Genomic DNA, 22,775 nt, shown 5'->3' on the forward strand with positions numbered 1-22,775 from the left:
TTATTTATAAGCACAATCCAATGCATTTTGAATATCTTCTATAAGAAGATTCACTTCTTCCAAACCAATATACATTCTCATATGCCCCATATCCAATCCTCTTTGTTTAAGCTCTTGTTGATTATTTCCTTTAAATACGGGCATAACCAAACTCTCAAATCCTCCCCAGCTATATGCTAAAGTGAAATGTTGCAGGGAATCAATAAAAGTTTCAATAATGGCTGGCGAGGCATCTTTTAATACAAATCCCAATAAACTTCCATAACCTTTTAAATACTTATCTCTTAGATGAGGCTCCGTATGAACTAAGGGATGATAAATTTTCTGAATGCGTTCATCCTGCTGTAAAAATTGAATCATTTGTTTGACACTTTCTTCTTGATGTTTCAAACGAACTGGTAATGTTCTTAAACCTCTTAAAGCCAGCCAGGCATTCATAGGTGACATTGTGGCACCTAAAAGTATTTGTCCAAATTAATCTATTTTTTGTATATAATGTTGATGCGAAACAACAACACCTCCAACCAAATCACTATGTCCACCTATATATTTCGAACATGAATGAATGACAATATCAATACCATGTACTAAAGGATTTTGAAACAGAGGTGTCGCCCATGTATTATCAATCACTGTGATAATATGTCTTTCTTTTGCAAACTGACTGATCATTTCTAAATCCAGCATTTCAAATTTTTGCGAAGATGGACTTTCAAAATAAATCATTTTTGTATTCTCTTTAACAAATTTAAAAATATCTTCTGTTGAAGAAATATCTATTTTTGTACTCTCAACACCAAAGCGATTGAGACTTTGAATCAATTTCACTGATGAACCATAGACAGTATTCACAATCAAAATATGTTCTTTTTGTTGGATAAGGCTTAATATTGTGGCACTGATGGCTCCCATTCCTGAAGCAAAAACTTTTGCGCATTCTCCTTTTTCCAGTTTTGCTATCTTCTTTTCTAAGATTGCCAGTGTTGGATTCTCTCCTCTTGTATATGTATATGCTGCTTCATAATTCGTATTGACATTTACATAATGTTGAAAATTATCAAATTGAAATGATGATGTTTGCACGATTTCCGGGGAAATACTTTTATATTTTGCCTGCTGTCTTTCTATTGACAAACATATATTATCTTGATCTAACATGATTCTGCCATCCTTTCTTTTAAATAAATACCGATACCATCATGTTCATTATCTAAACAGACATCATCAGCAACCGCCTTCACCGTTTCAAATGAATTTTCCATCGCAACACCACAACCTGCTATCTTCAACATGTCTATATCATTTTCACCATTGCCAAAGGCAATCACATTTTCTATTGATATCTTTTTCATCTTTGATAATTGAAGCAGAGCTTGACCTTTTGTCGCATGTGCTGGATTGATTTCTATCCAATCTTTTTCTACTTTACATATTTCAAATCGCTCAGACATTTGTTTTTGAATGTCAGGTAAAAGATCTTGGATGATTGTTTCATTTTGAATAAAAGCTACTTTCTTAACTGATGTAAATAATTCTTGAGGAATATCTTTGACATCGTCAATATGATGCTTTTCTCTATCCATAAAATGTTCTTCCATAATCCCTGTGTTTCCATGATTTAAAATATACAAGCATTTTTCAAAGAAAATAACCATATCAAATAATGATTTTTGAGCAATTTCATCTAAAATAAAAATATCTTCTCTTGATAACCTCTTTTTAGCATCTAAACATTCTTTTTTTGAGTTATAAATCTCTAAACCATTTAATACAATATATCCACTTTGTAAATAGTGATGCATATCCAATTGTTTTCCATAAAATTCTAAACTATTCACATCTCTCCCACTTGCTAGAACAAGGGCAACCCCTTGTTCTTGTAAATGCATTAAAATCTCTTTTGTATATGGGAGTATTTTTTGTTGAGATGTTAACAATGTCCCATCCATATCCATCACAACCATTTCTATTTTTTTCATCGTTTTCCTCCCTCTTTTTAAACATTGTACAATGGCTAAAATCGAAAATGCAACCCTTAATCAAAAAGATGTGCCAAGCACATCAAATAACTGATTGATATACACTTTTAAGCTGTTGCCCTACTCTTTGAAGCGAACGTTTTTCTGCAACTTTTCTTCCTTCTTTACCCAAGTGTGGAAATCTCTTTTCTACAACATTTTGTATTAATTCAATAAATTCATCATTATCCTTTCCTTTATAACAATTTTTCCCATGTGTCAACCAATCCTCATAAACCGGTATATCTCGGATAATAACCTGTTGATAAGAAGCTAATGCCTCTAAAACAACAATTCCCTCTGTTTCTTCATAACTTGGAAAGAAAAATGCATCTGCTCCACAATAAGCACCTTTAATAACATCTCCAGTTATATAACCTGGAAAAATCACATTTGGTGGATGATGTTTAATCACATGACGAATATGACTGGGTATAGTATATAAAGATATATCTCCAAACCAGATAAAAGTATATTGAGGCAGTTTTTGAGCTATTTCAATAAAGTCTAATATACCTTTTCTTTGAAAAAACAATCCAACACAAATGACAACTTTTTGTTGCAACGTCAAATGAAAATATTGTCTAAATAATTGAATACTATCTTTATTATCATGATATTCTTCAATATCAATGCCATTACTAATGGCATATATAGGTATACTTTTATCCACATAATGGCTAATAAGTTTCTTTGAATATACTGTTGGTGTAATCAAACAATCTGCTTTTGAATAAACTGTCTTTAATCGTTTTTTAAATAGAAATGATATCTGGTTAGATAAAATAAAAGAATTTCTAAAATCCTCTTCTGTACTATGTGCATGAACAATCACTTTTTTATCCATCTGATGACAACGATGTATAAGCCATTGACTTTGTAGTCCAACAGTATTGATATGTGCAATATCAAAAGAATCCTGAGGATCTAAAGTATATTCTATGCCCTGTGACTGTAATGCTTTGATTTGATGTTTAAGTGCTCTCCCTATACCTGATTTTTTTATCAAATTCTGATTTTCAAAGTATAATAAAACCTTCATAATATCACCTTTCCTATCTTCACTATACATATAAAAATGAATAATAATGAAAAAAATTATGAAAGATTTTCTAAAAAAGAGTTCAAATTTTTGCCCTCTATAATAATAAAATGGATAATTCTCTTCATAAACAAAGCCCTTTATTTGTTGATTGCCTGCAATGAATAATGTGATGTAAAGAATGAACGCGTTTTGTGATTTGTAATTCAAAGCCAAAAAATTAATGAATAATTATAATCTCATAAATCATAATATAAACATATGGATTTCATATCAATATCAAATCTTAAAATATATAATTTTGAAGAAATGCATTATTTAGTCTAAAATAATATTGAAGAAACGCAATAAAGGAGTGGTTACCATGTATTTTAAAAGAAAAGCTTATGATAAGTTAGCAGATTGGAAATCTCATTATGCTGATAACTATGCTGTTTTATTAGAGGGAGCAAGACGTGTAGGGAAATCAACAATAGCCAAATTATTTGCCGAAAATGAATATAAATCATATATTCTTATAGATTTTTCAATTGCTTCACCTGATATATTATCTTGCTTTGATGATATTAATAATTTAAATATGTTTTTTTAAGGTTACAGGCAATTACTGGAATTAATTTATATGAACATGAATCAGTGATTATCTTTGATGAAGTACAGTTATTTCCTAAAGCTAGACAAGCCATTAAGCATTTGGTAAAAGATGGAAGATATCATTATATTGAAACCGGTTCTTTGATATCCATTAAAAAAATGTGAAAGATATCTTAATTCCTTCTGAAGAAATGAAGATTGAAGTGTATCCTATGGATTATGAGGAATTCTGCAATGCGACAGGAAATAATTACAATTTAATCAAACAACTGTTTGATATGAAAACAGCCATTGGTCAAGAAGTGAATAGAAAACTTATGAGAGACATTAGAATTTATATGGCAGTCGGGGTATGCCTCAAGCCGTTGAAGCATATGTTAATGGAAATAATTTTTCTACTATAGATAACGTCAAACGCCAAATCATTCATTTGTATGAAGAAGATTTTAAAAAAATAGATCCATCTGGAAAAATTTCTGCACTTTATCATTCAATCCCTTCTCAATTAGCTAAAGACCTTAAAAAATATCGTATTTCTTCTGCACTCAAAAAGAGAACAACGTTTAAAGAAGAATTATTATTTGATTTATTTGATTCTAAAACTGTATTACCATGCTACAATTCAACTGACCCAAGAGTGAGTTTGACTTTAACGAAGGATTTAAATAGCTATAAACTCTATTTATCCGATACAGGATTATTTGTAACACTTATGTTTATTGATCGACCTATTACAGAAAATGAAATATATGCTAAACTTCTTTCTGATAAATTACCAGCAAATTTAGGGTATCTATATGAAAATTTAATGGCTCAGTTGTTAGCTTCAAAAGATAGGGAATTATATTATCATACATGGGATAAAGAAAATAGCACTCATTATTATAAGATAGACTTTTTAATTTCTGATGGTAGTAAAATTTCAGCTATTGAAGTCAAATCTTCAGGATTGGGTAAACATGATTCTATATGTGAATTTACAAAAAATATTCGAAACACATTAAGAACTGTTATATCTTTTCACAAAAAGACTACAAACAAGAAAATGGTATACAATTTATGCCTATGTATTTCGCACCATTTATATAAAATCTACTATTCTATAAAAATAGAATAGCTTATATGTCTTCTCTCCTCATCAAAGACATATCAAGAAAAATCATTGAAATATTTCCTAAAATTTCTAAATAATAAGTCATAAAAATCACATGATTTCTTTAAGAATAATATGTTACAATAACGACATAAGGAGTGTGGGTTTATGCTTTTAGTTGATAAATTAATTCAAAAAGAAAATTTTTCAAAGAGTGAAATGATTATCGCTGATTATATTATTAATCTTGGTGAAGATATCAAAGATATTTCAGCCAGAAAAATTGCCAGAGAAACATATACATCTCCAGGAACGGTTTTGAATCTATGTGAAAAAGTTGGTGTTAAAGGATTTGATCATTTTAAAAGTGCTTATTTAAAAGAAATAGAATATCTTGACCAACAATTTGGAAATGTTGATCCTAATATTCCTTTCAATGAAAAAGATACTTTTTTTATGATTGCTAATAAAATGGGAACTCTTTATGAAGAAACAATTAAAGATACATTATCTTTATTACATCATGATTCCCTACAAAAAGCTGTTCTCACATTATCTAAAGCTCAAAATATTCATATTTATTCTTTTGGTACTGCACTTAACATTGCAGAATCATTTAAAGAAAAAATGATGAAAATAGGAAAAAACGTTTATATTACGAATAACTTAAATTATCAAAGATATGAAATGAATTGTATTACGAATCGTGATTGTGTCATCTTTATTTCATACTCTGGTGAAACAGGAAATATTATTGACATGGCACAAACCTGCATTATCAAAAAGATTCCATTTATTTCTATGACATCTTTTGGAGAAAACACATTAAATCAGATGAGTGATATCAATCTTTTTATTTCTACTAGAGAAAGATTAACTCATAATATTGCAAATTTTAATAGTAATCTATCAATTTTCTTTCTTTTGGACACTTTATATGCAACTTATTTTTCACTAAATTATGCTGACAATCTTGAATATAAAATGAATGTTACTCATAAATTTGAAAATAAACGTAGTTCTAGCAATCCTATTTTAATTGATGATGCCGACAAAAAATAACACTGTTCAATTTTCTGTTTCGTTTTTTTGACAAATTTTTTAACAGTGTTAAATGATGTTCAACACATATTTTTTTTAAGCCTCTTTGCATGTATATTTAAACATGCAAGGAGGTTTTTATATGAAAATAAGGGACAATTTCTTATGGGGAGGAGCCACAGCAGCAAATCAATATGAAGGTGCCTATCTTGAAGATGGTAAAGGTTTAAGCATTGCTGATGTGGAAATGGGAGCTCGTCATGGCGTTCCCAGAGAAATTCATAGCTACGTTCATGAGGATTGTTATTATCCGAGTCATGAAGGTGTTGATTTCTATCATCATTATAAAGAAGATATTGCTTTGTTTGCAAAAATGGGATTCAAATGTTTCCGTATGTCAATTAACTGGCCAAGAATCTTCCCACATGGTGATGAAGAACAACCCAATGAAAAAGGCTTAGCTTTTTATGATCAGGTTTTCGATGAATTACTTAAATATGGTATTCAGCCCATTGTTACGATTTCACATTATGAAACGCCATTATATCTTGTTCAGAAATATGGTTCATGGAGAAATCGAAAGCTAATTGATTTCTTTGAACATTATTGTGATGTTATTTTCCGTAGATATCATCATAAAGTCAAATACTGGATGACTTTTAATGAAATCAACGAAACAATGAATCAAAAACAACCATATCATCAAGCTGGAATTATTTATCAGGAAAATGAAAACCCTGCAGATGTGAAAGTCCTTGTTTCTCATAATATGATGCTAGCAAGTGCAAAAGCAGTTATATTGGCTCATCGCATTGATCCCACTTTAAAAATAGGATGTATGTTCCAATATCCAACAACTTATCCTAAGACTTGTCATCCTAATGATGTTCTTGCAAGAAGATATCATATGATGCCTAATTTCTACTATGGAGATGTTATGTGTAAAGGATATTATTCTAATACATGTACAGCTCAGCTCAAACGTATGGGAGCAACTCTTTCTATGGAAGAAGGAGATGAAGATATTTTAAAAGAAGGAAAAGTTGATTTTATTGGCTTTAGTTATTATTTTTCTTCGATTGCTTCAAGTCCTGATGGCAAAGAACTGATTGTTGAACGTTCTAATCCATATCTCAAGAGAAATGATTGGGATTGGCCAATTGATCCAACTGGACTAAGAATTGCATTAAATGAGCTTTATGATCGTTATCAATTACCTTTATTTGTTGTTGAAAATGGTTTGGGAGCTATTGATCATATTGAAGAAGATGGATCTATTCAGGATGATTATCGTATTGAATATTTAGGAAGTCATATTGAAGCTTTAAAGCAGGCCATTCAAGAAGATGATGTTGATGTTATTGGATATACTTGTTGGGGTCCTATTGATATTGTTTCAGTAGGAACAGGTGAGATGAGAAAACGCTATGGTTTTATTTATGTTGATAAAGATGATGAGGGAAAAGGAACATTAAAACGTTACTTAAAGAAATCTTTTTATTGGTATAAGAAAGTCATTGAAACAAATGGTCAAACAAAATTTGATTAAGGAAAGAGGGTAAAAAATGAATAGTGTGTTCGAAAAAATGAATGAAAAGCTTGTCCCTATTGCTATGAAAATTAGTAGCAATAGATATTTGACAGCTATCAAAGAAGGTTTTTTTGGTGTTATGCCAATTATTATTGTAGGATCTATATTTCTATTATTAACAAGTATTCCAATAAATGGTTATGAAGAATTTATGGCTGGTATATTAGGAGAAAACTGGAATGATATCTTTATGTTTCCATATCGTATCAGCTATGGTTTGATGTCATTATATGTTGTTGTAGGAATTGCTAAATCTTTAGCAAATCATTATAAAATTGGAAGTCGTGAATCTATTATCGTTGCTTTCGTCTCTTATTTTATGCTCACTCCTTTGATTGTAGATGCAGACAATGCTAAAGGATTACCAATCGATAATTTTGGTGCTTCTGGTTTATTTTTAGCTATTATTTCATCTTGTTTAGCAGTTGAAATATATCGTTTTATTTTAAATAGAGGATGGACAATTAAACTTCCTGATGCTGTCCCACAAAACGTAGCAAAACCATTTGAATCTTTAATTCCAGCTGCCATTATCTTTATTATCTTCAATATTATTCGACTAATTTTTGTAAACACTGACTTTGGTAGTGCACAAAACTTTATTTTTACAATCCTACAACAGCCATTACAATCACTAGGTAGTACTTTACCAGCAACTTGTATTGTGCTATTTATTGAAGCTATCTTATGGTGCTTTGGTTTACATGGTTCTTCTATTGTTTCTGCTGTTATGAATCCTATTTGGAGATCACTTTCAGCTGAAAATGCTGCTGCACTTGAATTAGGACAAGCCGCTACCAATATCGTCAATTATCAATTTATTGCTAACTTTGTTAAAATTGGAGGAACTGCTGCAACTTTAGGTTTAGCTATTGTGATTCTTCTTACTGCTAAATCATCTCAATATAAGGCATTAGGAAAATTATCTATTGTACCTGCTTTATTCAATATCAATGAACCTATTGTCTTTGGATTACCAATTGTTCTCAACCCAATTATGGCAATTCCATTTATTATCGCGAATATTGCTGTTGCTATAGTAACTTATGCTACTACATTCTTTGGATTAGTTCCAGTAAGCATTGGTGTTGAAGTCCCTTGGACAACTCCACCTATTATTTCAGGATTCTTATTATGTGGTTGGCAAGGTGCTGTTTTGCAAATTGTTCTCATTCTTGTCAGTATGGCCATCTATTATCCATTCTTTAAAATGCAGGATAAGCAAGAATATGATAATGAACAAATTGCTACAAGACAATAAAACAAAAGGCATGAAAAACATGCCTTTTTTCACAGGAGGGATAAAAAATGAATAATATATCACTTATAAAAAGGGCTTTTGCTTACTTTATTGATTTATACTTAGGTACACTTTTATCTACAATTCCTATTTCACTCGCTACATATTATCAATTTCATCAGATTTCTCAAGATATCTCTTTATTTTCTCAACCAATATCTTCCATTTTACTCTTACTAAGCATATTCGCACTCATCCTATATTTTCTTATCATTCCATATTTCTTTCATGGACAAACGATTGGGAAGAAAATTATGAAATATAAAATCAGCTACTCCTCTTTTTCTTCATTATGCATCAGACAATGCATATATATGCTTTGCTTAACTTCTTTGACCTCTTTAATCGTTCAGTTTATTTCTTTGTTTTCTTCAATTTCATTAACACCTTATATCAATACATTCGTTTTCATTCTATCTGTCATTATGATTATTTATATGCTTTGTCATAGAAATCACATTGCTTTATATGATCGTGTGGCTAAAACAGAGATTCAATAAGGAGTTATTTATGGATTATTTAACATATGAAGAAACAATATATATTCAACAGCATTTTGAAGAAAATATTCAATTATTAAAAAAACTGACAGAAATTCCTTCTCCAACTTTTCATGAAAAAAAGCGTGCTACTTTTTGTTTGAATTGGCTATTATCACTAGGTGCAAATGCATATATGGATCATGTTCATAATGTGATCTGTCCTATTGAAGGGTATTGCAATGACAAAATCATCGTGATTATGGCTCACAATGACATTGCTTTTCCTGATATTCAGGATATCCAAGTTCAACAAATTGATGACAAACTTTTTGCCCCAGGTATTGGAGATGATACAGCTAATATGGTCAATATGTTAATGACAATAAAATATATGATCGAAAAGAAACTTAAACCTAAATATCAAATCTTATTTGTTATTAACTCAGGAGAAGAAGGTCTAGGAAATTCAATGGGTTGTCGTGAAATCATTGAAAAATACCATTCACAGATTAAAGAATTCATTTCTTTGGATGGCTATTTAAATGAATGTACCTGCTGTGCAGTTGGTTCCAAACGTTATCAGATTGATGTCACAACAGATGGTGGTCACTCCTATGTTAATTTTGGTCAAGAAAATGCAATCACTTGGATTGCAAAGATAATTACACAACTCAATCAAATTTCTTTGCCAACAGAAGCAAAAACAACTTTTAATTTCGGAAAAATAGAAGGTGGAAGTGCAATCAATGTTATCGCTAACCACGCTTCTGTCACATATGAATTTCGTTCGTCAAGTCAACAATGTCTTGATATTATGGAACAGTCATTTCAAAACATCATTCATCATATAAATAATAAACATGTTGATATTCAAATCAAAGTATTAGGAGAACGTCCTGGTAATGGACCTTTATCACAAGAAAAAATGGAAAAATTTACAAATAGAAATCTGAACATCATTCAACACTTCTATAAAAAAGATGTTATTCTATGCGAAAATTCGACTGATTCTAATATTCCTTTATCATATGGAATTTGCGCAAATACAATTGGCACAATCATTGGCGGTGATGCTCATACTTACCATGAATGGATTGATATAAACAGTATTCCTATAGGATTTCAGGTTGCTATGGCATTAATTCTTCAATATGTTGATTGGGAGTTACGTATATGAGTATAACTGTTATTTTGATACAATTGCTCCAATTATTCATGATGATCTGTTTAGGTTTTTTCATAGGTAAATGTCATCTTTTTCATTATCAGTTTTCCAATGATCTAACAAAATTTGTTTTGAATATCACTATGCCTTTTTTGATTTTATCTTCCGTTACAACTTCTCATTTTGATCAAATGCCAATTATAGATATTCTCTATGCCAGCTTTTTATTAGTATTTCTATTACCCATCATTGCCTATGTCATCATAAAAGTATTGCATATTCAAAAAGATGCATCTTTATATATGTTTATGATCAGTTACCCCAATGTTGGTTTTATGGGATTCCCTTTGATTCAATCTATCTATGGACAAGGTGCTTTGTTATACACTGCTATGATTAACATTGGCTTTAATATTTCTTTATTTTCTATTGGTATTTTAATGATGAATTATCAAAATCAACATGAATTTCATTTTTCCTTTCGAAAATTAATGACCCCTGGTATTATTTCCTCTTTATTAGCTTTTATCATATATATCTTTTCTGTACCAATTCCCACACCTATCGCTGATTTCTGTACAAGTATCGGAAATATGACAACTCCATTATCCATGTTTATTATTGGTTTGACTATGTCACAATATGATATTAAGCAAATGTTATGTCAGGGTCGTATTTATCTATTCTGTATTTTTATTAATTTTATATTACCAATCGGTTTTATGCCTTTATTTCAGTTGATTCAAAACGATATCGTCAAAGGAATTGCTCTCATTATATTAGCTATGCCAGTAGCGAATAGCGCTGCATTATATGCTAAAACTTATCATCAAAACGAACAATTGGCTGTACAGACAATCTTTATTTCTACACTACTTTCTGTGATAACGATTCCTTTACTTGTATATTTCTTTTTAATATAGGAGGTTTATTTTATGAGTATTCATCAATATAAAGATTTATTGCAATCTATTAATTCACAAATTTGGTCCTTTTCTGAATTAGGTTATCAAGAATTTAAAACTGTTGAATTACTGACAAAAACTTTAGCTTCATATGGATTTCAAATAGAAAAAAACGTAGCTGGTATAGCGACTGCTTTTAAAGCAACTTATGGACATCAAAAACCAGTTATTGGATTATTAGCTGAATATGATGCTTTAAATGGCTTAAGTCAAAAAGCAGATTATTTCACATATTGTCCCAGAGAAGAAACAAATAATGGTCATGGGTGTGGCCATCATTTAATAGGAACCGGTATTGTTGGTGCTGCCTTATTAATAAAAGAATATATTGACCATCATCCTAACTGTGGTTCTATTGTTATTTTTGGTTGTCCTGCTGAAGAAAATGGTGCAGGTAAAACGTATTTAGCTGGTTCTGGTATCTTTAATCAGATTGATATTGCCCTGACTTGGCATCCAAGTACTATGAATACTGTTATGATGGGAAGTATGCTTGCTAATTGTCAATATTATTTTCGTTTCCATGGATTAAGCAGTCATGCTGGTTCTGCCCCTGAAAAAGGTAGAAGTGCTTTAGATGCTGTTGAGCTTATGGATATTGGAGTCAATTATTTAAGAGAACATATGGAAATGACAGATCGTATCCATTATGCCATAACAAATACAGGTGGAATATCTCCAAATGTTGTTCAATCAGAAGCAGAAGTTCTCTATCTCATTCGCAGTCGAAATAATCAAACTGTCCAAAAACTTTTTGAAAGAGTCTCAAATATCGCCAAAGGCGCAGCTTTAATGACAGGGACAACAGTTGATATTGCTTTTAATAAAGCCGTCAGCAATGTAATTCCTAATGATACTTTGGGGACACTTGTCTATGAGGTTATGCAAAAAATTCCTTTACCTCAGTACACCAATGAAGAAAAACAATATATTGATAATTATCGTAAAATCATTGGTGATGATTGGTATCATGATCTAGGTTTAATTCCTGCTTTTCAATTAGACTATAGAAAAAATTTATGTCAGGAGCATCCATACGGCGATTTCATTCTCCCCTATTCTCCACAAGATGTTATTGAAACTGCTTCTTCAGATATGGGGGATGTCAGTCAAATCGTTCCTCTCGTTCAACTTCATTGCGCCTGTTTCTGCTTAGGAACACAACCACATTCTTGGATTCAAGTTGCACAAGGTACATCCAGCTATGCAATAAAAGGTATGCTATACGCTAGCGAAGTTCTTTTTCAAACATGTATTCATTTATTTGAAGATAAAAACATTATTTTACAAGCAAAACAAGAACAAAAAAAACGTACTCACAATCAAGAATACGTATGTCCAATTCCTCAAGAATATTTCAATCGTTAAAATGTATCATTTTTTAAAAAAGTATCTATTTTGTTTTCTATGCGTTTTGCTTGCATCACTTATAATGTCCTTTAATATTAAAACTTTTGTTAATGCTGTCGGTCTCATTCCTAGTGGCTTTAATGGATTATCCCTATTATTACAAAGATCATTTTATCAATTCTTTGAAATGAATATCCCCTATTTTATTATTAACATCTCTCTTAATGCTATCCCTGCACTTATCGGTTTTTATTTTATAGGAAAAAAATTTACAAGTTATTCTATTTTAATGATTATTTTAAATTCTTTTCTTGTTGATATCATTCCCAGTACTCCTATAACATATGATCCATTACTTGTTGCTGTATTTGGTGGAATTTTGAATGGTATTGCAATTGTAATTGCTTTATATGGCGGAGCTTCAAGTGGAGGAACTGATTTTGTCGCTATCTATCTATCATATAAATTAAAACAACCATCATGGAATTTTATTTTTATTTTTAATATGCTTATATTAATTTTTGCTGGTTTTCTATTTGGCTTTGAAGCAGCCATGTATTCTATAATTTTTCAATTTGTTTCAACGCAAATCATTGAAAATTTCCATCAAAAAGATCATAAGATTACTCTTATCATCATTACACAAAAACCCCATCTTTTAAGTCAAGAAATTATGAAATATACACATCATGGAGTGACTTTGATTCAAGGAGAAGGATGTTATACACATGAGCAAAAAACAATTTTATATACTGTCATAGGTGCTGATGAAGTGAGACATGTCAGTCATTTATGTAAAAATCTTGATCCTTCTGTCTTTATCAATATCATTCGTTCAAAAGATATTAAAGGTCAATTTTATCAAAAACCATTAGAGTAAATCATAACAAAAAAGCCCTGTATTTAAATATTTAACCACGCATAAAACGTGGTTTTTTTGACAAAAGAAAAAGCTCAGACATCTGAGCTTCATATTTTACTTAATTTCTTGCATGATATAGTTTTCTAATATTGGCTTAAATCGTTTTGAAACCTCTAGGTTGGTTTCTTTACTAATCTCTACCAATAACAAAGGATGATAATCTTCATCAATAACAGCATGAGGATTATCCTTGATAATCTTCAAAATAACTTTAAGTTTCTGATCATCAATGACAGTCTTATTACGACGACACATTTGCTTAATTCTGCTTAAAGTTAATTTCTGTAAACGATGATTAATATCAAACAGACTAAACATATAAACCAACCTCCTTTTCTATTAAAATAATTATAATACTTTTATGGTTAAGTTTGCAATCAATTTGCCAAGAAAACCCTTTCATAATTTGAAAAAGGACCTATTCAGATACTTCTTCATCCAATCTTTCAATTTTAAAAATAACGGGTCTTGTTCCATCATTACAACAAGCAATCATTTCGTTTTCTCTTTTCATCCAGCCCTTCATAATAGAACCACCCTGAAGTCCAGCATAAATATAACGGCTAACACAATCCCATGCTTCACTACAGAACTTTCCATCCATCATATGCCAAAAATCATCTTTTCCATTTCCCTTTTCAATAATAAACTCTTGCCCAACTTCAAACATAGGACATGGTCCTACATCTGGTTCCATACAATATTCTTTTTGTAATTCTGGATAGCATTTCTTATCAATAACTGTAATTTTTACTTTTGCCATTTTCATCATATCTCCTTTAACTTATATTTCTTCTCCATTTGATTGTATCACTTTTTGATACCAATAAAACGAATCTTTTCTATATCGCTTATAAGTTCCATTTCCATTATCATCTTTATCTACATAAACTAAGCCATATCTTTTCCTCATTTCTCCTGTTCCAGCAGAAATAACATCTATACATCCCCATGGTGTGTACCCCATTAAATCTACACCATCTTCTTCTACAGCTTTTTTCATTTCATGAATATGTTCCTTTAAATATTCAATACGATAAATATCATGGATTTGTCCATTTTCCATATGATCAATAGCACCTAAACCATTTTCAACAATAAATAATGGTAATTCATATCTTTCATAGAGCTGATTTAAAGCAATGCGTAATCCAACAGAATCAACCAACCATCCCCATTCGCTCGTTTTCAAGTATGGATTAATAACTGAAGTTGTCATGTTTCCTGTTGTCGTTTCCTGATTTTCATCACCACTGACACAAGAACTTGAATAATAATTCAATCCTATATAATCAACAATTCCTTCTTTTAATATTTGTTGATCACCTTCTAAAACAGGTAATTGAATTCCTTTTCTTTGATATTCTTTTAACTTATATTTTGGATAATGTCCTCGACATTGTACATCGCAGTAAAAATGTCTTATTTGATTGTCTTTCATTAATTTCAATTCATCACGTGGATGGCAAGTTAAAGCATAAGCGGCTGTATAAGCAATCATCATACCCACTTTCATTTCAGAATTGATTTCATGAGCCATTTTAACAACTTTTGCACTGGCAATGAATTGATGATAAGTCGCAGTTGCTTTAGATTGATCATCATTTTTTAATAATCCACCTGCATAAAGAGGTAAAATTTCCATATTATTAATCTCATTAAATGTCATCCAATATTTGACTTTATGTTGATATCTCTTCATGACTATATGACAATATTTGACAAATGCATCAACACAGCGACGATCAATCCATGCTCCATACCTATTGATAAGAGAAACTGGTGTTTCAAAATGTAATAAGGTCACGACTGGTTCAATATGATATTTCAAGCACTCATCAAAAACACGATCATAAAATTCTAGTCCTTTTTCATTTGGCAATTCATCATCGCCATGTGGTAATATTCTTGCCCAGTTGATTGACATGCGATAACATTTAAAACCCATCTCTGCCATAAGTGCAATATCTTCTTTATAGTAATGATAAAAATCACTAGCTTCATGTGTTGGATAAAATTCATTTTCATGACAAATTAACTTTGCTCCTTGTGGTAGATCTTTATATGGAAAGACAAATTGTGAACCGTATTGACCATCTGGTAAAGTATAAGTTACACGTCTTTGAATATGATTTCTGCCATCTCCACTGCATAATCCCTTTCCATCTTCCAAATAAGCTCCTTCAAACTGATGTGCAGCGGTTGCACCACCCCATAAAAAATTTTTAGGTAATGACATCTTATTCTCCTACTTTCTTATGATAAAATTCCTCATACATCTTTAATGCTTTGTCTAAAACTTTTGCTCCATTCATTGTTCCATAATCACGCATATCAATGACATCCAATGGTGCCTTATCTCCAACAATATCTTGAGCATTCTTTAAAACATATCTGACTTGTGGCCCTAATAATAAAACATCAAATTTACCTACATGATCTCCTATCGTTTTTTCTCCTACAGCATCTACACTAACTTCAATACCTCTTTTGTCTGCTTCTTCTTTCATTTTGTTCATAAGCAAACTCGTTGACATACCTCCTGCACACGCTAATAAAATTCTAATCATTTCTATTCCTCCTTCTCTTGTAGCTTCAATATAACCGCTTTCATACCAAAAGACAAGACATGTTTAAGTTTAAGAAACATTGTCAACCTATTTTACCTCATAAACAAGAAAAACCTGTGACAATGTTACAGGTTCTTAAAAAAGATTTGATCATATAATTGTTCATATCTTTTAGTCTTTTCATATGTCATAGAATACAATAAGCTATAAAGGATATCGAAAACATATTTAAGCGATGTGTAGAATGACAACTCTTGAATCTGAGATGCTTGAGAATCAAAGGGTGTATGTATCACATATGAAGCATACTGAGATAAAATATTTTCATCTTTTCCAGTAATGAAAATATAAGAAATATGACGTTTTGATAATGTTTTGGCTATATCTATAAGATAAGGATTTTTAGAATGTTTACTAATCATCATAATCAGATGATCATGATTTATATTTAAAGCATGATGAATCTGTAAATCTGTATCCTGATAAATATGCACAAATAAACCTAAACGACTCAAAACGTGAGCAGCATAATAACTTATTGATGCATTGGTATCATTTGCATATATATCAATAAACTTCTTTTGATTTATCTGTTTTGCTATTTCATTTAAAATATCTGTATTTAAAGAATCTTTTGTCTGTTGAATCACTTCAGATTCTAATTGGCTGATTTTATGAGAAATAGACAAAATATCTTCTCCTGAAAAAATATCATAATCCTCTAAGTCCATATTCTTTAACATTAAAACAATATGGTATTTAAAATCATTGTAATTTTTATATCCAATTTTTTTAACAAAACGAATAATAGATGTTGCTGTGGTATATGTTCTTTTCGCAAATTCTCTAGACGATAAACGAGGAATATCCTCTAAATGTTCTATCATGTATGTCGCAATCAGTTGATCATTTTCACTCAGATGATAATTCTCAATAAGTTTATCCAATATTTGTTGACTCATAGGTTATTCATCTTTTTCAAAAATCAACGAGAGAGTTTCTATGTCGCCTGAGCTTCTTGTTATGACTGGTACATACCCTAGATACGTCCATCCATCTAATAAACGTTTCTTAATCATCTCTTCAATACCATCAAATTGATATTTGCTACCTTTTATCCCACCAAATCCAACAGTAACTGATTTCAAGCGTTCGAATTCTACTTTTTTCATTTTGATCACTGGCTTTCTTTTAAAATATCGCTAATCTTTTTAAGTACAGCTTGTTCATCATTTGAACCAATGACTTCATATGCAATGTCTTTAATAGGCTCTACTGCATTAGACATTGCATATGCATACTTAACCTGTTTTAACATTTCATAATCATTCATTTGATCTCCAAAAGCTGCGCATTCTTCTGGCTTAATCTGATATTTTTCCTGTAGGAATTTCATTCCTACACCTTTATGCATATCGTGATTTTGAATATCCATCCATTCGTTTCCTGATGTTACAATCTTCACACTTTCAGGTAACTGTTGTCGCACATTCTCTATTAAATCCTGAATATGTTGCTCCTTATCATAGATAGCCACTTTCATAATTTCATCTTGAATTTCATCATAGGAATCAATAAAAGAATAGGCGCAATAATATTTTTTGACTTCGTCTTTATATTCATAATAATCTTTTAAAATATAAGCACCTTTCTTTCCACATAAAATCATAAAAACACGTGTATATCTTGATAAAATATGAATAATATCTTTTATGGTATTTTCTGGAATAATATCACAGTGCAATTCTTTTGTTCCTTTCGCAATATAACTTCCATTTTCTGCAATAAAATACATTTGATCACTTAATGGTAAAAATTTTTGATATAAACGATAATATTGATTTCCACTCGCTATAACAAATTTTATACCTTTCTCTTTCATTTGATAAAAAAGATCTATAAAAGATTTATCAAACTTTTTTTGTGAATCCAAAAAAGTTCCATCCATATCTGTCGCAATTAATTTAATCATTCTTCCACCTCTGCACTCTATTATAATGAAAAGATAAACGTGTTTCCAGTTGAATTTATCAAGCTCAACAACAAAATCAAACCATTTTACTTCCATAAAAAAAGAAACATATAAAAAGCAAGAATATTCAATTCCTGCTCTTATTGACTTAAGACTTCAAGCATATCACTTGGATTTTGTGCTGCTTTGACTTTCGTATATGCCTTTTCAATCATTCCATTTTCATCAATTAAATAAGTTGTTCTGACAACACCCATAACTTTTTTACCATACATATTCTTTTCTTTCCATACATCATATGCCTGTATAGCAATTAAGTCTGGATCAGATAAGAGTGTAAATGGTAACTGATATTTTTCTTCAAACTTTTTATGTGATTTCACACTATCTTTGCTGATACCTATAATAGCAGCTCCTTTTTGTGTAAAATCTGGATATAAGCTTGCAAATCCACAAGCCTGTTTTGTACAACCTGGTGTATTATCTTTTGGATAAAAATATAAAATGACTTTTTGTCCTTGAAATTGACTTAATGAGACTTCTTCTCCATTTTGATTCAGTAATGTAAAATCTGGTGCTTTTGTTCCCACTTCTAACATATGTTCTCTCTCCTTTTTCTTTTTCATCATAATCATTCTTTATAAAAAATGCAATGCATATGCTCAAAACAAAGATGTTTGAAGAATGCCTGAAACAATATCAAAAGGCACTTCACTTTGAAGATATTTTGGAAAATGTGAAGAATCAAACCAACTTGATATGTCTTCTTTTGATATCATGACTGGCATACGTGAATGAACTGGTTTCATGATTTCATTGGCATTTTTTGTTATGATGACAAACTCTCCATTTCGATTATAGATTCCCGCCATGAATAAAACTTTATCCTTTGGTTCAAAGGCAATCTGATGTTGATGAGCATCCCACTCATAAAATCCATTAGCTAAAATCAAACAACGTCTCTTGAATATATCTTCTTTAAACATCTTTTTTTCTAAAATCGTTTCACTTCTTGCATTAATCAGTACTTGAGAAGAATAATTTGTTGTATAGCCCCATTTCAATTTTTTTATTTTAAGTTGACCATTATCTTCTACAATAACAGGCAAATACTGTTGAGGTCTACAATCTTCTTTTGTTGATAAGTATCGAATAACATCTAGCTGCATATCTTCTAATACATCATTAATTCGTTTCATTAAATAATATCTTCCACACATTTTAAAACTCCTTTTGATTTATTATAACACAGTTTCTAGAGTTTTCGTTTATTCTATGAGATAATAGAAACAGAAAGAAGGTGTCTTTATGGCTGAAACTTACAGTAAAAACTACTTTGAAAAATATGCGGCTTTATCATTAACTTCATTTTTTAAAATTAGTGAAGATGAGATTATTTTATCTGATCGACCAGATTTACGTATTCCTGTTTGTCAGCATGGCATAGAAGTCACCCAAGCTCTTACACCAGAAGAAGCTGTTGCTGATATGAAAAAACCTTTATATAAAACTTTAGATATGACACCTTTTGACCATGATGATCAAAATCTTTCTTTTGTTTTTGAAAAAATAGACGATGCGATTGAACGTAAACTCATCAAATGCAAAAACTATGAAAGATATTTAAATAATGGACTATATATTTTTTCTCATTGCCATAATTTATCAGAAGAGAGTTTAAAAACATTTCTTATTCAAAAACAGATACCTAGTGATTTTTATCATTATCTATTTATCAATTGTGTCACAAAACTTTATTGTTTTGATATTCAAAAACAAACAATCAAAGCATTATCTTTTCGTCGTAATGAACTGATTAAAATGAATATACAATCTTTACTTTATGAAAAAACATGTCATAAAAAGAGAAGAAAAATTATTATTTCTTAGGAGGACTTATGAAAACTTATGAACTTCATGTCAATGGACATCTGATTCAAGCACAATTTAATGAACAGAATATCCAAAATTTATTCATCCCTTTATTAAAAAAATGGACACAAATGCAAAAAGAAAAGAACCAAAGATTATTGATTCTTTTAGCAGCTCCACCAGGAACAGGCAAAACGACATTATCATTATTTCTTGAACATTTATCACAATATACTCCCAATGTCACACCTTTACAAGCCCTAGGGATGGATGGTTTTCACTATTATCAGGATTATTTAGATACTCATTATATAACTAGAGATCATCAAACAATTTGTATGAAAGATGTTAAAGGATGTCCTGAAACTTTTGATATTAATACACTGATTGAAAAAATCAAAGCTATGCAAACATCAAATATTGATTTCCCTATATATGACAGAGTGCTCCATAATCCCGTAGAAGACCAAGTCCATATTTGTCAAAACATTATTTTACTGGAAGGAAATTATTTATTATTAGACGAGGATAAATGGAGAGATATCCATCTTTTATTCGATGATTCTCTTTTTATTGAAGCTCCTGTTTCAGAATTGGAAAAACGTCTCATTCAACGTAAGATGATGGGTGGTACTCCTCATCATTTAGCCAAACAATTTTATGAAAACTCTGATGGTGTCAATGTCAAAAGAGTCCTTGATCATTCTTTACCTGCACATATTCATTTATATGAAAATCATCATATTTATACACAGAAGTAGTATTTCTGTGTTTTTAATTTCTTTTTTCTAAATAAATATTGATAAAAAGTGTGCCTAAAAATACAAAGACCAATACTCCAACCAATGTTAAAGATATAACCAACAATGTATCAACACCCAATAACACATAACTCATCAAAAATATACAAATCATTATAAATAAAACATAATTCATTATTCTTACGAGAAGATGACTTGTTTTCATAATAATGAAATCATCTCTTTCATCATTATAGATTTTCAATTCTTCAAAGATATTTGTAGAAAAGGCCTGGTGATATTGTATCATTGCATAAAATATACCTATTAGCATGGTTATGAAATAGCGTTGTTCATTACTCTTCATATAAATAATGAAGGCAACAAAAGATAATAACGTCATGATGATAGCCATGAAAAAATTTCTTTTATTTTTAATCATGAGATTCTTCCTCCTTTAAATTATCTTCTAAACAACATAATTCTTCAATAGATACATGAAAGACTTGAGAAAGACGATATGCCAGCATAAGTGATGGGTTATATTGTCCTTTTTCGATGGAAATAATGGTTCTATTGGAAACATGAACCAGATTTGCTAACTGCTGCTGTGTCATTCCCTTCTGAAGTCTAAATTCTTTGACTCTTGTTTTCATAAACACCTCCAATATGAAGTTTACTTCACATATATTATATATTCATATCTATAATTTTGCAATACAAATATGAAGTTTACTTCACATTTAAAACGTTCATAAAAAGAAAGCCTAAACTTTCTTTTTATATTCATCTTTTAAAATAGAATAATAACAGGCATCAACAATTCCCTGATTATTCCAATCACTATGTCTTAAAGTACCTTCATATTTCATGCCACATTTTAACATAACCTGTCCAGAATGTTTGTTACGTGGATCATGTCTAGATTGAATGCATTCATATCCAACTTCATTAAAAAGAAAATCAATAATAGCATGAAGTGCTTCACTCATAATCCCCTGATGCCAATATTGACGGGAAAGACAATATCCTATCACAGCTAGATGCACTTTTTCATGAGTCTCCACAACTGAAATATTTCCAATAGGTAAATCATCCTGATTTTCCATAACAATAGCCCAATTATAATAATTGAGATTTTGATATTGATCGATCCAATCAGTTAAAATATTTTGCGTAACTTGAATATTCTGATGTGGTTTCCAAGTCAAAAAATGTGTTACCTCTTCATCACTAGCCCAGCGTTCATACATTGCTTTGGCATCACTTTTTTCAAATGCTCTTAGTTTTAAACGACTTGTTTTGATAGCCTTTGTCCCTATATGCTTCATAGACTCCTCCTTGAATTCTTATAAAAAACATATTATCATATAAATAATACAGAAGGAAGGAGAATGTCTATGATTAGAACAGCAACAATTAAAGATTTACCAAGTCTTAATCATTTATTATTTCAAGTCAATAATGTTCATGCTGATGGACGTCCTGACTTATTTCAACATGGTAGTAAAAAATATACTGATGAACAATTAATCAAAGTCATTGAAGATGATACAAGACCTATTTTTGTCTTTGAAAATGATGAACATCAAATTCTAGGATATGCTTTTTGTATTACACAACATAATTTTGAAAATAAAAAAACACTTTATATTGATGATTTATGTGTAGATGAAAAATGCCGTGGACAACACATTGGAAAACAGCTTTATCAATATGTAGTAGATTATGCCAAAAAGAATGATTACTATCATATTACTCTTAATGTCTGGTGCTTGAATGAATCAGCAATGAAATTTTATGAAAGCTGTGGTATGACACCATTAAAAATCATGATGGAACAAAAACTATAAGTTTAATTTTGAAAGTTGATTTGACTTTCAAAATTAAACTTCTTATTTTTTAAGATATTAAAATTCATTTTCAAATCTCCATGTTGTATGATGTAAAACAAGGTAATATAATAATTATTGAAAAAAGGAGAAGTGCTATGAGTTATAAAATTGCTATATGTGACGATGCCTTCACTGACCTTCAATAAACTACCCCGGGGCAGAT

28 protein-coding genes and 1 pseudogene are annotated in these 22,775 nt (G+C 30.4%); 14 read left to right on the plus strand and 15 right to left on the minus strand.

What is annotated here, in order from left to right; genetic code table 11:
* From ACZYT4_RS09505 to ACZYT4_RS09515, 3 genes and pseudogenes are all read right to left on the minus strand, one after another.
* A pseudogene (locus tag ACZYT4_RS09505) lies at positions 1-1,158 on the minus strand (trans-sulfuration enzyme family protein).
* Complete coding sequence (locus ACZYT4_RS09510; RefSeq protein WP_463785057.1) at positions 1,152-1,979, minus strand: Cof-type HAD-IIB family hydrolase; 828 nt, start codon at positions 1,977-1,979, stop codon at positions 1,152-1,154. Before ACZYT4_RS09510 ends, ACZYT4_RS09505 begins: the two are co-directional and overlap by 7 nt.
* Before the next feature lie 82 nt (positions 1,980-2,061).
* Entirely contained in the window at positions 2,062-3,060 is a 999-nt protein-coding gene (locus ACZYT4_RS09515; protein WP_463785059.1) for an LTA glycolipid anchor biosynthesis glycosyltransferase, IagA/BgsA family, read from the minus strand.
* Positions 3,061-3,424: 364 nt separating this feature from the next.
* Here ACZYT4_RS09515 and ACZYT4_RS09520 point away from each other — a divergent pair, with 364 nt between their 5' ends.
* From ACZYT4_RS09520 to ACZYT4_RS09570, 11 genes are all read left to right on the plus strand, one after another.
* A complete protein-coding gene (locus tag ACZYT4_RS09520; RefSeq protein WP_463785061.1) occupies positions 3,425-3,652 on the plus strand; it encodes an AAA family ATPase in 228 nt (75 codons plus the stop codon).
* Between the two features lie 44 nt (positions 3,653-3,696).
* Positions 3,697-3,819, plus strand: coding sequence for an AAA family ATPase (locus ACZYT4_RS09525; RefSeq protein ID WP_463785063.1), 123 nt, complete (start codon positions 3,697-3,699; stop codon positions 3,817-3,819).
* A gap of 187 nt (positions 3,820-4,006) precedes the next feature.
* Positions 4,007-4,771 (plus strand): DUF4143 domain-containing protein, encoded by a 765-nt coding sequence (locus ACZYT4_RS09530; protein ID WP_463785066.1) that lies wholly within the window; start codon positions 4,007-4,009, stop codon positions 4,769-4,771.
* Between the two features lie 144 nt (positions 4,772-4,915).
* Positions 4,916-5,809 (plus strand): MurR/RpiR family transcriptional regulator, encoded by an 894-nt coding sequence (locus ACZYT4_RS09535; RefSeq protein ID WP_463785069.1) that lies wholly within the window; start codon positions 4,916-4,918, stop codon positions 5,807-5,809.
* Between the two features lie 121 nt (positions 5,810-5,930).
* Positions 5,931-7,337 carry a 6-phospho-beta-glucosidase gene (locus tag ACZYT4_RS09540; RefSeq protein WP_463785072.1) on the plus strand — a complete coding sequence of 469 codons (1,407 nt, stop codon included), beginning with the start codon at positions 5,931-5,933 and terminating at the stop codon, positions 7,335-7,337.
* Between the two features lie 16 nt (positions 7,338-7,353).
* A complete protein-coding gene (locus ACZYT4_RS09545; protein ID WP_463785074.1) occupies positions 7,354-8,640 on the plus strand; it encodes a PTS sugar transporter subunit IIC in 1,287 nt (428 codons plus the stop codon).
* Between the two features lie 47 nt (positions 8,641-8,687).
* Positions 8,688-9,179, plus strand: coding sequence for an RDD family protein (locus ACZYT4_RS09550; RefSeq protein ID WP_463785077.1), 492 nt, complete (start codon positions 8,688-8,690; stop codon positions 9,177-9,179).
* A gap of 10 nt (positions 9,180-9,189) precedes the next feature.
* Positions 9,190-10,338, plus strand: a complete 1,149-nt coding sequence (locus ACZYT4_RS09555) for a M20/M25/M40 family metallo-hydrolase (RefSeq protein ID WP_463785080.1) — start codon at positions 9,190-9,192, stop codon at positions 10,336-10,338.
* Positions 10,335-11,249 (plus strand): AEC family transporter, encoded by a 915-nt coding sequence (locus ACZYT4_RS09560; RefSeq protein WP_463785082.1) that lies wholly within the window; start codon positions 10,335-10,337, stop codon positions 11,247-11,249. Before ACZYT4_RS09555 ends, ACZYT4_RS09560 begins: the two co-directional genes overlap by 4 nt.
* Positions 11,250-11,261: 12 nt before the next feature.
* On the plus strand, positions 11,262-12,659 hold the full coding sequence (locus ACZYT4_RS09565) for an amidohydrolase (RefSeq protein ID WP_463785084.1): 1,398 nt from the start codon (positions 11,262-11,264) through the stop codon (positions 12,657-12,659).
* A gap of 1 nt (position 12,660) precedes the next feature.
* On the plus strand, positions 12,661-13,521 hold the full coding sequence (locus ACZYT4_RS09570; RefSeq protein ID WP_463785085.1) for a YitT family protein: 861 nt from the start codon (positions 12,661-12,663) through the stop codon (positions 13,519-13,521).
* Between the two features lie 96 nt (positions 13,522-13,617).
* Here the strand turns inward: ACZYT4_RS09570 and ACZYT4_RS09575 are convergent, their stop codons facing one another.
* The 9 genes from ACZYT4_RS09575 to ACZYT4_RS09615 all read right to left on the minus strand — a co-directional run bounded on the left by ACZYT4_RS09575 (position 13,618) and on the right by ACZYT4_RS09615 (position 19,325).
* The gene (locus tag ACZYT4_RS09575; RefSeq protein WP_463785087.1) at positions 13,618-13,881 is read right to left on the minus strand and encodes a DUF2624 family protein; all 264 of its coding nucleotides are present in this window, start codon (positions 13,879-13,881) and stop codon (positions 13,618-13,620) included.
* Positions 13,882-13,981: 100 nt separating this feature from the next.
* Positions 13,982-14,326 carry a TIGR04076 family protein gene (locus tag ACZYT4_RS09580; RefSeq protein WP_463785089.1) on the minus strand — a complete coding sequence of 115 codons (345 nt, stop codon included), beginning with the start codon at positions 14,324-14,326 and terminating at the stop codon, positions 13,982-13,984.
* 21 nt (positions 14,327-14,347) lie between these two features.
* Positions 14,348-15,802 carry a family 1 glycosylhydrolase gene (locus ACZYT4_RS09585; RefSeq protein ID WP_463785092.1) on the minus strand — a complete coding sequence of 485 codons (1,455 nt, stop codon included), beginning with the start codon at positions 15,800-15,802 and terminating at the stop codon, positions 14,348-14,350.
* A 1-nt stretch (position 15,803) separates the two neighbouring features.
* Complete coding sequence (locus ACZYT4_RS09590) at positions 15,804-16,133, minus strand: PTS sugar transporter subunit IIB (RefSeq protein ID WP_463785094.1); 330 nt, start codon at positions 16,131-16,133, stop codon at positions 15,804-15,806.
* A gap of 125 nt (positions 16,134-16,258) precedes the next feature.
* Positions 16,259-17,095 carry a MurR/RpiR family transcriptional regulator gene (locus tag ACZYT4_RS09595; protein ID WP_463785095.1) on the minus strand — a complete coding sequence of 279 codons (837 nt, stop codon included), beginning with the start codon at positions 17,093-17,095 and terminating at the stop codon, positions 16,259-16,261.
* A 3-nt stretch (positions 17,096-17,098) separates the two neighbouring features.
* Positions 17,099-17,305 (minus strand): hypothetical protein, encoded by a 207-nt coding sequence (locus tag ACZYT4_RS09600; protein ID WP_463785097.1) that lies wholly within the window; start codon positions 17,303-17,305, stop codon positions 17,099-17,101.
* Positions 17,306-17,310: 5 nt separating this feature from the next.
* Positions 17,311-18,105, minus strand: coding sequence for a Cof-type HAD-IIB family hydrolase (locus ACZYT4_RS09605; RefSeq protein WP_463785099.1), 795 nt, complete (start codon positions 18,103-18,105; stop codon positions 17,311-17,313).
* Between the two features lie 140 nt (positions 18,106-18,245).
* Entirely contained in the window at positions 18,246-18,704 is a 459-nt protein-coding gene (gene bcp / locus ACZYT4_RS09610; protein WP_463785101.1) for a thioredoxin-dependent thiol peroxidase, read from the minus strand.
* 63 nt (positions 18,705-18,767) lie between these two features.
* Positions 18,768-19,325, minus strand: a complete 558-nt coding sequence (locus tag ACZYT4_RS09615) for an SOS response-associated peptidase (RefSeq protein WP_463785103.1) — start codon at positions 19,323-19,325, stop codon at positions 18,768-18,770.
* Positions 19,326-19,413: 88 nt separating this feature from the next.
* Between ACZYT4_RS09615 and ACZYT4_RS09620 the strand changes: the two genes are divergently transcribed.
* Both ACZYT4_RS09620 and ACZYT4_RS09625 read left to right on the plus strand, forming a co-directional pair.
* Entirely contained in the window at positions 19,414-19,995 is a 582-nt protein-coding gene (locus ACZYT4_RS09620) for a hypothetical protein (protein ID WP_463785105.1), read from the plus strand.
* 8 nt (positions 19,996-20,003) lie between these two features.
* Positions 20,004-20,738, plus strand: coding sequence for a nucleoside/nucleotide kinase family protein (locus tag ACZYT4_RS09625; protein WP_463785106.1), 735 nt, complete (start codon positions 20,004-20,006; stop codon positions 20,736-20,738).
* Positions 20,739-20,751: 13 nt separating this feature from the next.
* Here ACZYT4_RS09625 and ACZYT4_RS09630 read toward each other — a convergent pair whose 3' ends face one another.
* The 3 genes from ACZYT4_RS09630 to ACZYT4_RS09640 form a co-directional block, all read right to left on the minus strand.
* A complete protein-coding gene (locus tag ACZYT4_RS09630) occupies positions 20,752-21,159 on the minus strand; it encodes a hypothetical protein (RefSeq protein WP_463785108.1) in 408 nt (135 codons plus the stop codon).
* Positions 21,152-21,373 carry a helix-turn-helix transcriptional regulator gene (locus ACZYT4_RS09635; RefSeq protein ID WP_463785110.1) on the minus strand — a complete coding sequence of 74 codons (222 nt, stop codon included), beginning with the start codon at positions 21,371-21,373 and terminating at the stop codon, positions 21,152-21,154. Before ACZYT4_RS09635 ends, ACZYT4_RS09630 begins: the two co-directional genes overlap by 8 nt.
* 111 nt (positions 21,374-21,484) lie before the next feature.
* The gene (locus ACZYT4_RS09640) at positions 21,485-22,048 is read right to left on the minus strand and encodes a GNAT family N-acetyltransferase (RefSeq protein ID WP_463785113.1); all 564 of its coding nucleotides are present in this window, start codon (positions 22,046-22,048) and stop codon (positions 21,485-21,487) included.
* Positions 22,049-22,117: 69 nt separating this feature from the next.
* Here ACZYT4_RS09640 and ACZYT4_RS09645 point away from each other — a divergent pair, with 69 nt between their 5' ends.
* Positions 22,118-22,570: a GNAT family N-acetyltransferase gene (locus ACZYT4_RS09645; protein WP_463785115.1), complete on the plus strand. Its 453-nt coding sequence runs from the start codon at positions 22,118-22,120 to the stop codon at positions 22,568-22,570.
* Positions 22,571-22,775: the final 205 nt, after the last annotated feature.

This window comes from Massilimicrobiota sp. mt181, assembly GCF_055420065.1.

Excerpts from the sequence above, each read along its gene's own strand:
- ACZYT4_RS09600 (WP_463785097.1), bottom strand. The coding sequence starts at position 17,305 with ATGAAAAAAGTAGAATTCGAACGCTTGAAATCAGTTACTGTTGGATTT.
- ACZYT4_RS09560 (WP_463785082.1), top strand. The coding sequence starts at position 10,335 with ATGAGTATAACTGTTATTTTGATACAATTGCTCCAATTATTCATGATG.
- ACZYT4_RS09605 (WP_463785099.1), bottom strand. The coding sequence starts at position 18,105 with ATGATTAAATTAATTGCGACAGATATGGATGGAACTTTTTTGGATTCA.
- ACZYT4_RS09575 (WP_463785087.1), bottom strand. The coding sequence starts at position 13,881 with ATGTTTAGTCTGTTTGATATTAATCATCGTTTACAGAAATTAACTTTA.
- bcp (WP_463785101.1), bottom strand. The coding sequence starts at position 18,704 with ATGTTAGAAGTGGGAACAAAAGCACCAGATTTTACATTACTGAATCAA.
- ACZYT4_RS09520 (WP_463785061.1), top strand. The coding sequence starts at position 3,425 with ATGTATTTTAAAAGAAAAGCTTATGATAAGTTAGCAGATTGGAAATCT.
- ACZYT4_RS09625 (WP_463785106.1), top strand. The coding sequence starts at position 20,004 with ATGAAAACTTATGAACTTCATGTCAATGGACATCTGATTCAAGCACAA.
- ACZYT4_RS09590 (WP_463785094.1), bottom strand. The coding sequence starts at position 16,133 with ATGATTAGAATTTTATTAGCGTGTGCAGGAGGTATGTCAACGAGTTTG.
- ACZYT4_RS09630 (WP_463785108.1), bottom strand. The coding sequence starts at position 21,159 with ATGATTAAAAATAAAAGAAATTTTTTCATGGCTATCATCATGACGTTA.
- ACZYT4_RS09615 (WP_463785103.1), bottom strand. The coding sequence starts at position 19,325 with ATGTGTGGAAGATATTATTTAATGAAACGAATTAATGATGTATTAGAA.
- ACZYT4_RS09540 (WP_463785072.1), top strand. The coding sequence starts at position 5,931 with ATGAAAATAAGGGACAATTTCTTATGGGGAGGAGCCACAGCAGCAAAT.
- ACZYT4_RS09515 (WP_463785059.1), bottom strand. The coding sequence starts at position 3,060 with ATGAAGGTTTTATTATACTTTGAAAATCAGAATTTGATAAAAAAATCA.
- ACZYT4_RS09510 (WP_463785057.1), bottom strand. The coding sequence starts at position 1,979 with ATGAAAAAAATAGAAATGGTTGTGATGGATATGGATGGGACATTGTTA.
- ACZYT4_RS09635 (WP_463785110.1), bottom strand. The coding sequence starts at position 21,373 with ATGAAAACAAGAGTCAAAGAATTTAGACTTCAGAAGGGAATGACACAG.
- ACZYT4_RS09580 (WP_463785089.1), bottom strand. The coding sequence starts at position 14,326 with ATGGCAAAAGTAAAAATTACAGTTATTGATAAGAAATGCTATCCAGAA.
- ACZYT4_RS09645 (WP_463785115.1), top strand. The coding sequence starts at position 22,118 with ATGATTAGAACAGCAACAATTAAAGATTTACCAAGTCTTAATCATTTA.
- ACZYT4_RS09555 (WP_463785080.1), top strand. The coding sequence starts at position 9,190 with ATGGATTATTTAACATATGAAGAAACAATATATATTCAACAGCATTTT.
- ACZYT4_RS09535 (WP_463785069.1), top strand. The coding sequence starts at position 4,916 with ATGCTTTTAGTTGATAAATTAATTCAAAAAGAAAATTTTTCAAAGAGT.
- ACZYT4_RS09595 (WP_463785095.1), bottom strand. The coding sequence starts at position 17,095 with ATGAGTCAACAAATATTGGATAAACTTATTGAGAATTATCATCTGAGT.
- ACZYT4_RS09565 (WP_463785084.1), top strand. The coding sequence starts at position 11,262 with ATGAGTATTCATCAATATAAAGATTTATTGCAATCTATTAATTCACAA.
- ACZYT4_RS09545 (WP_463785074.1), top strand. The coding sequence starts at position 7,354 with ATGAATAGTGTGTTCGAAAAAATGAATGAAAAGCTTGTCCCTATTGCT.
- ACZYT4_RS09585 (WP_463785092.1), bottom strand. The coding sequence starts at position 15,802 with ATGTCATTACCTAAAAATTTTTTATGGGGTGGTGCAACCGCTGCACAT.
- ACZYT4_RS09640 (WP_463785113.1), bottom strand. The coding sequence starts at position 22,048 with ATGAAGCATATAGGGACAAAGGCTATCAAAACAAGTCGTTTAAAACTA.
- ACZYT4_RS09570 (WP_463785085.1), top strand. The coding sequence starts at position 12,661 with ATGTATCATTTTTTAAAAAAGTATCTATTTTGTTTTCTATGCGTTTTG.
- ACZYT4_RS09550 (WP_463785077.1), top strand. The coding sequence starts at position 8,688 with ATGAATAATATATCACTTATAAAAAGGGCTTTTGCTTACTTTATTGAT.
- ACZYT4_RS09530 (WP_463785066.1), top strand. The coding sequence starts at position 4,007 with ATGCCTCAAGCCGTTGAAGCATATGTTAATGGAAATAATTTTTCTACT.
- ACZYT4_RS09620 (WP_463785105.1), top strand. The coding sequence starts at position 19,414 with ATGGCTGAAACTTACAGTAAAAACTACTTTGAAAAATATGCGGCTTTA.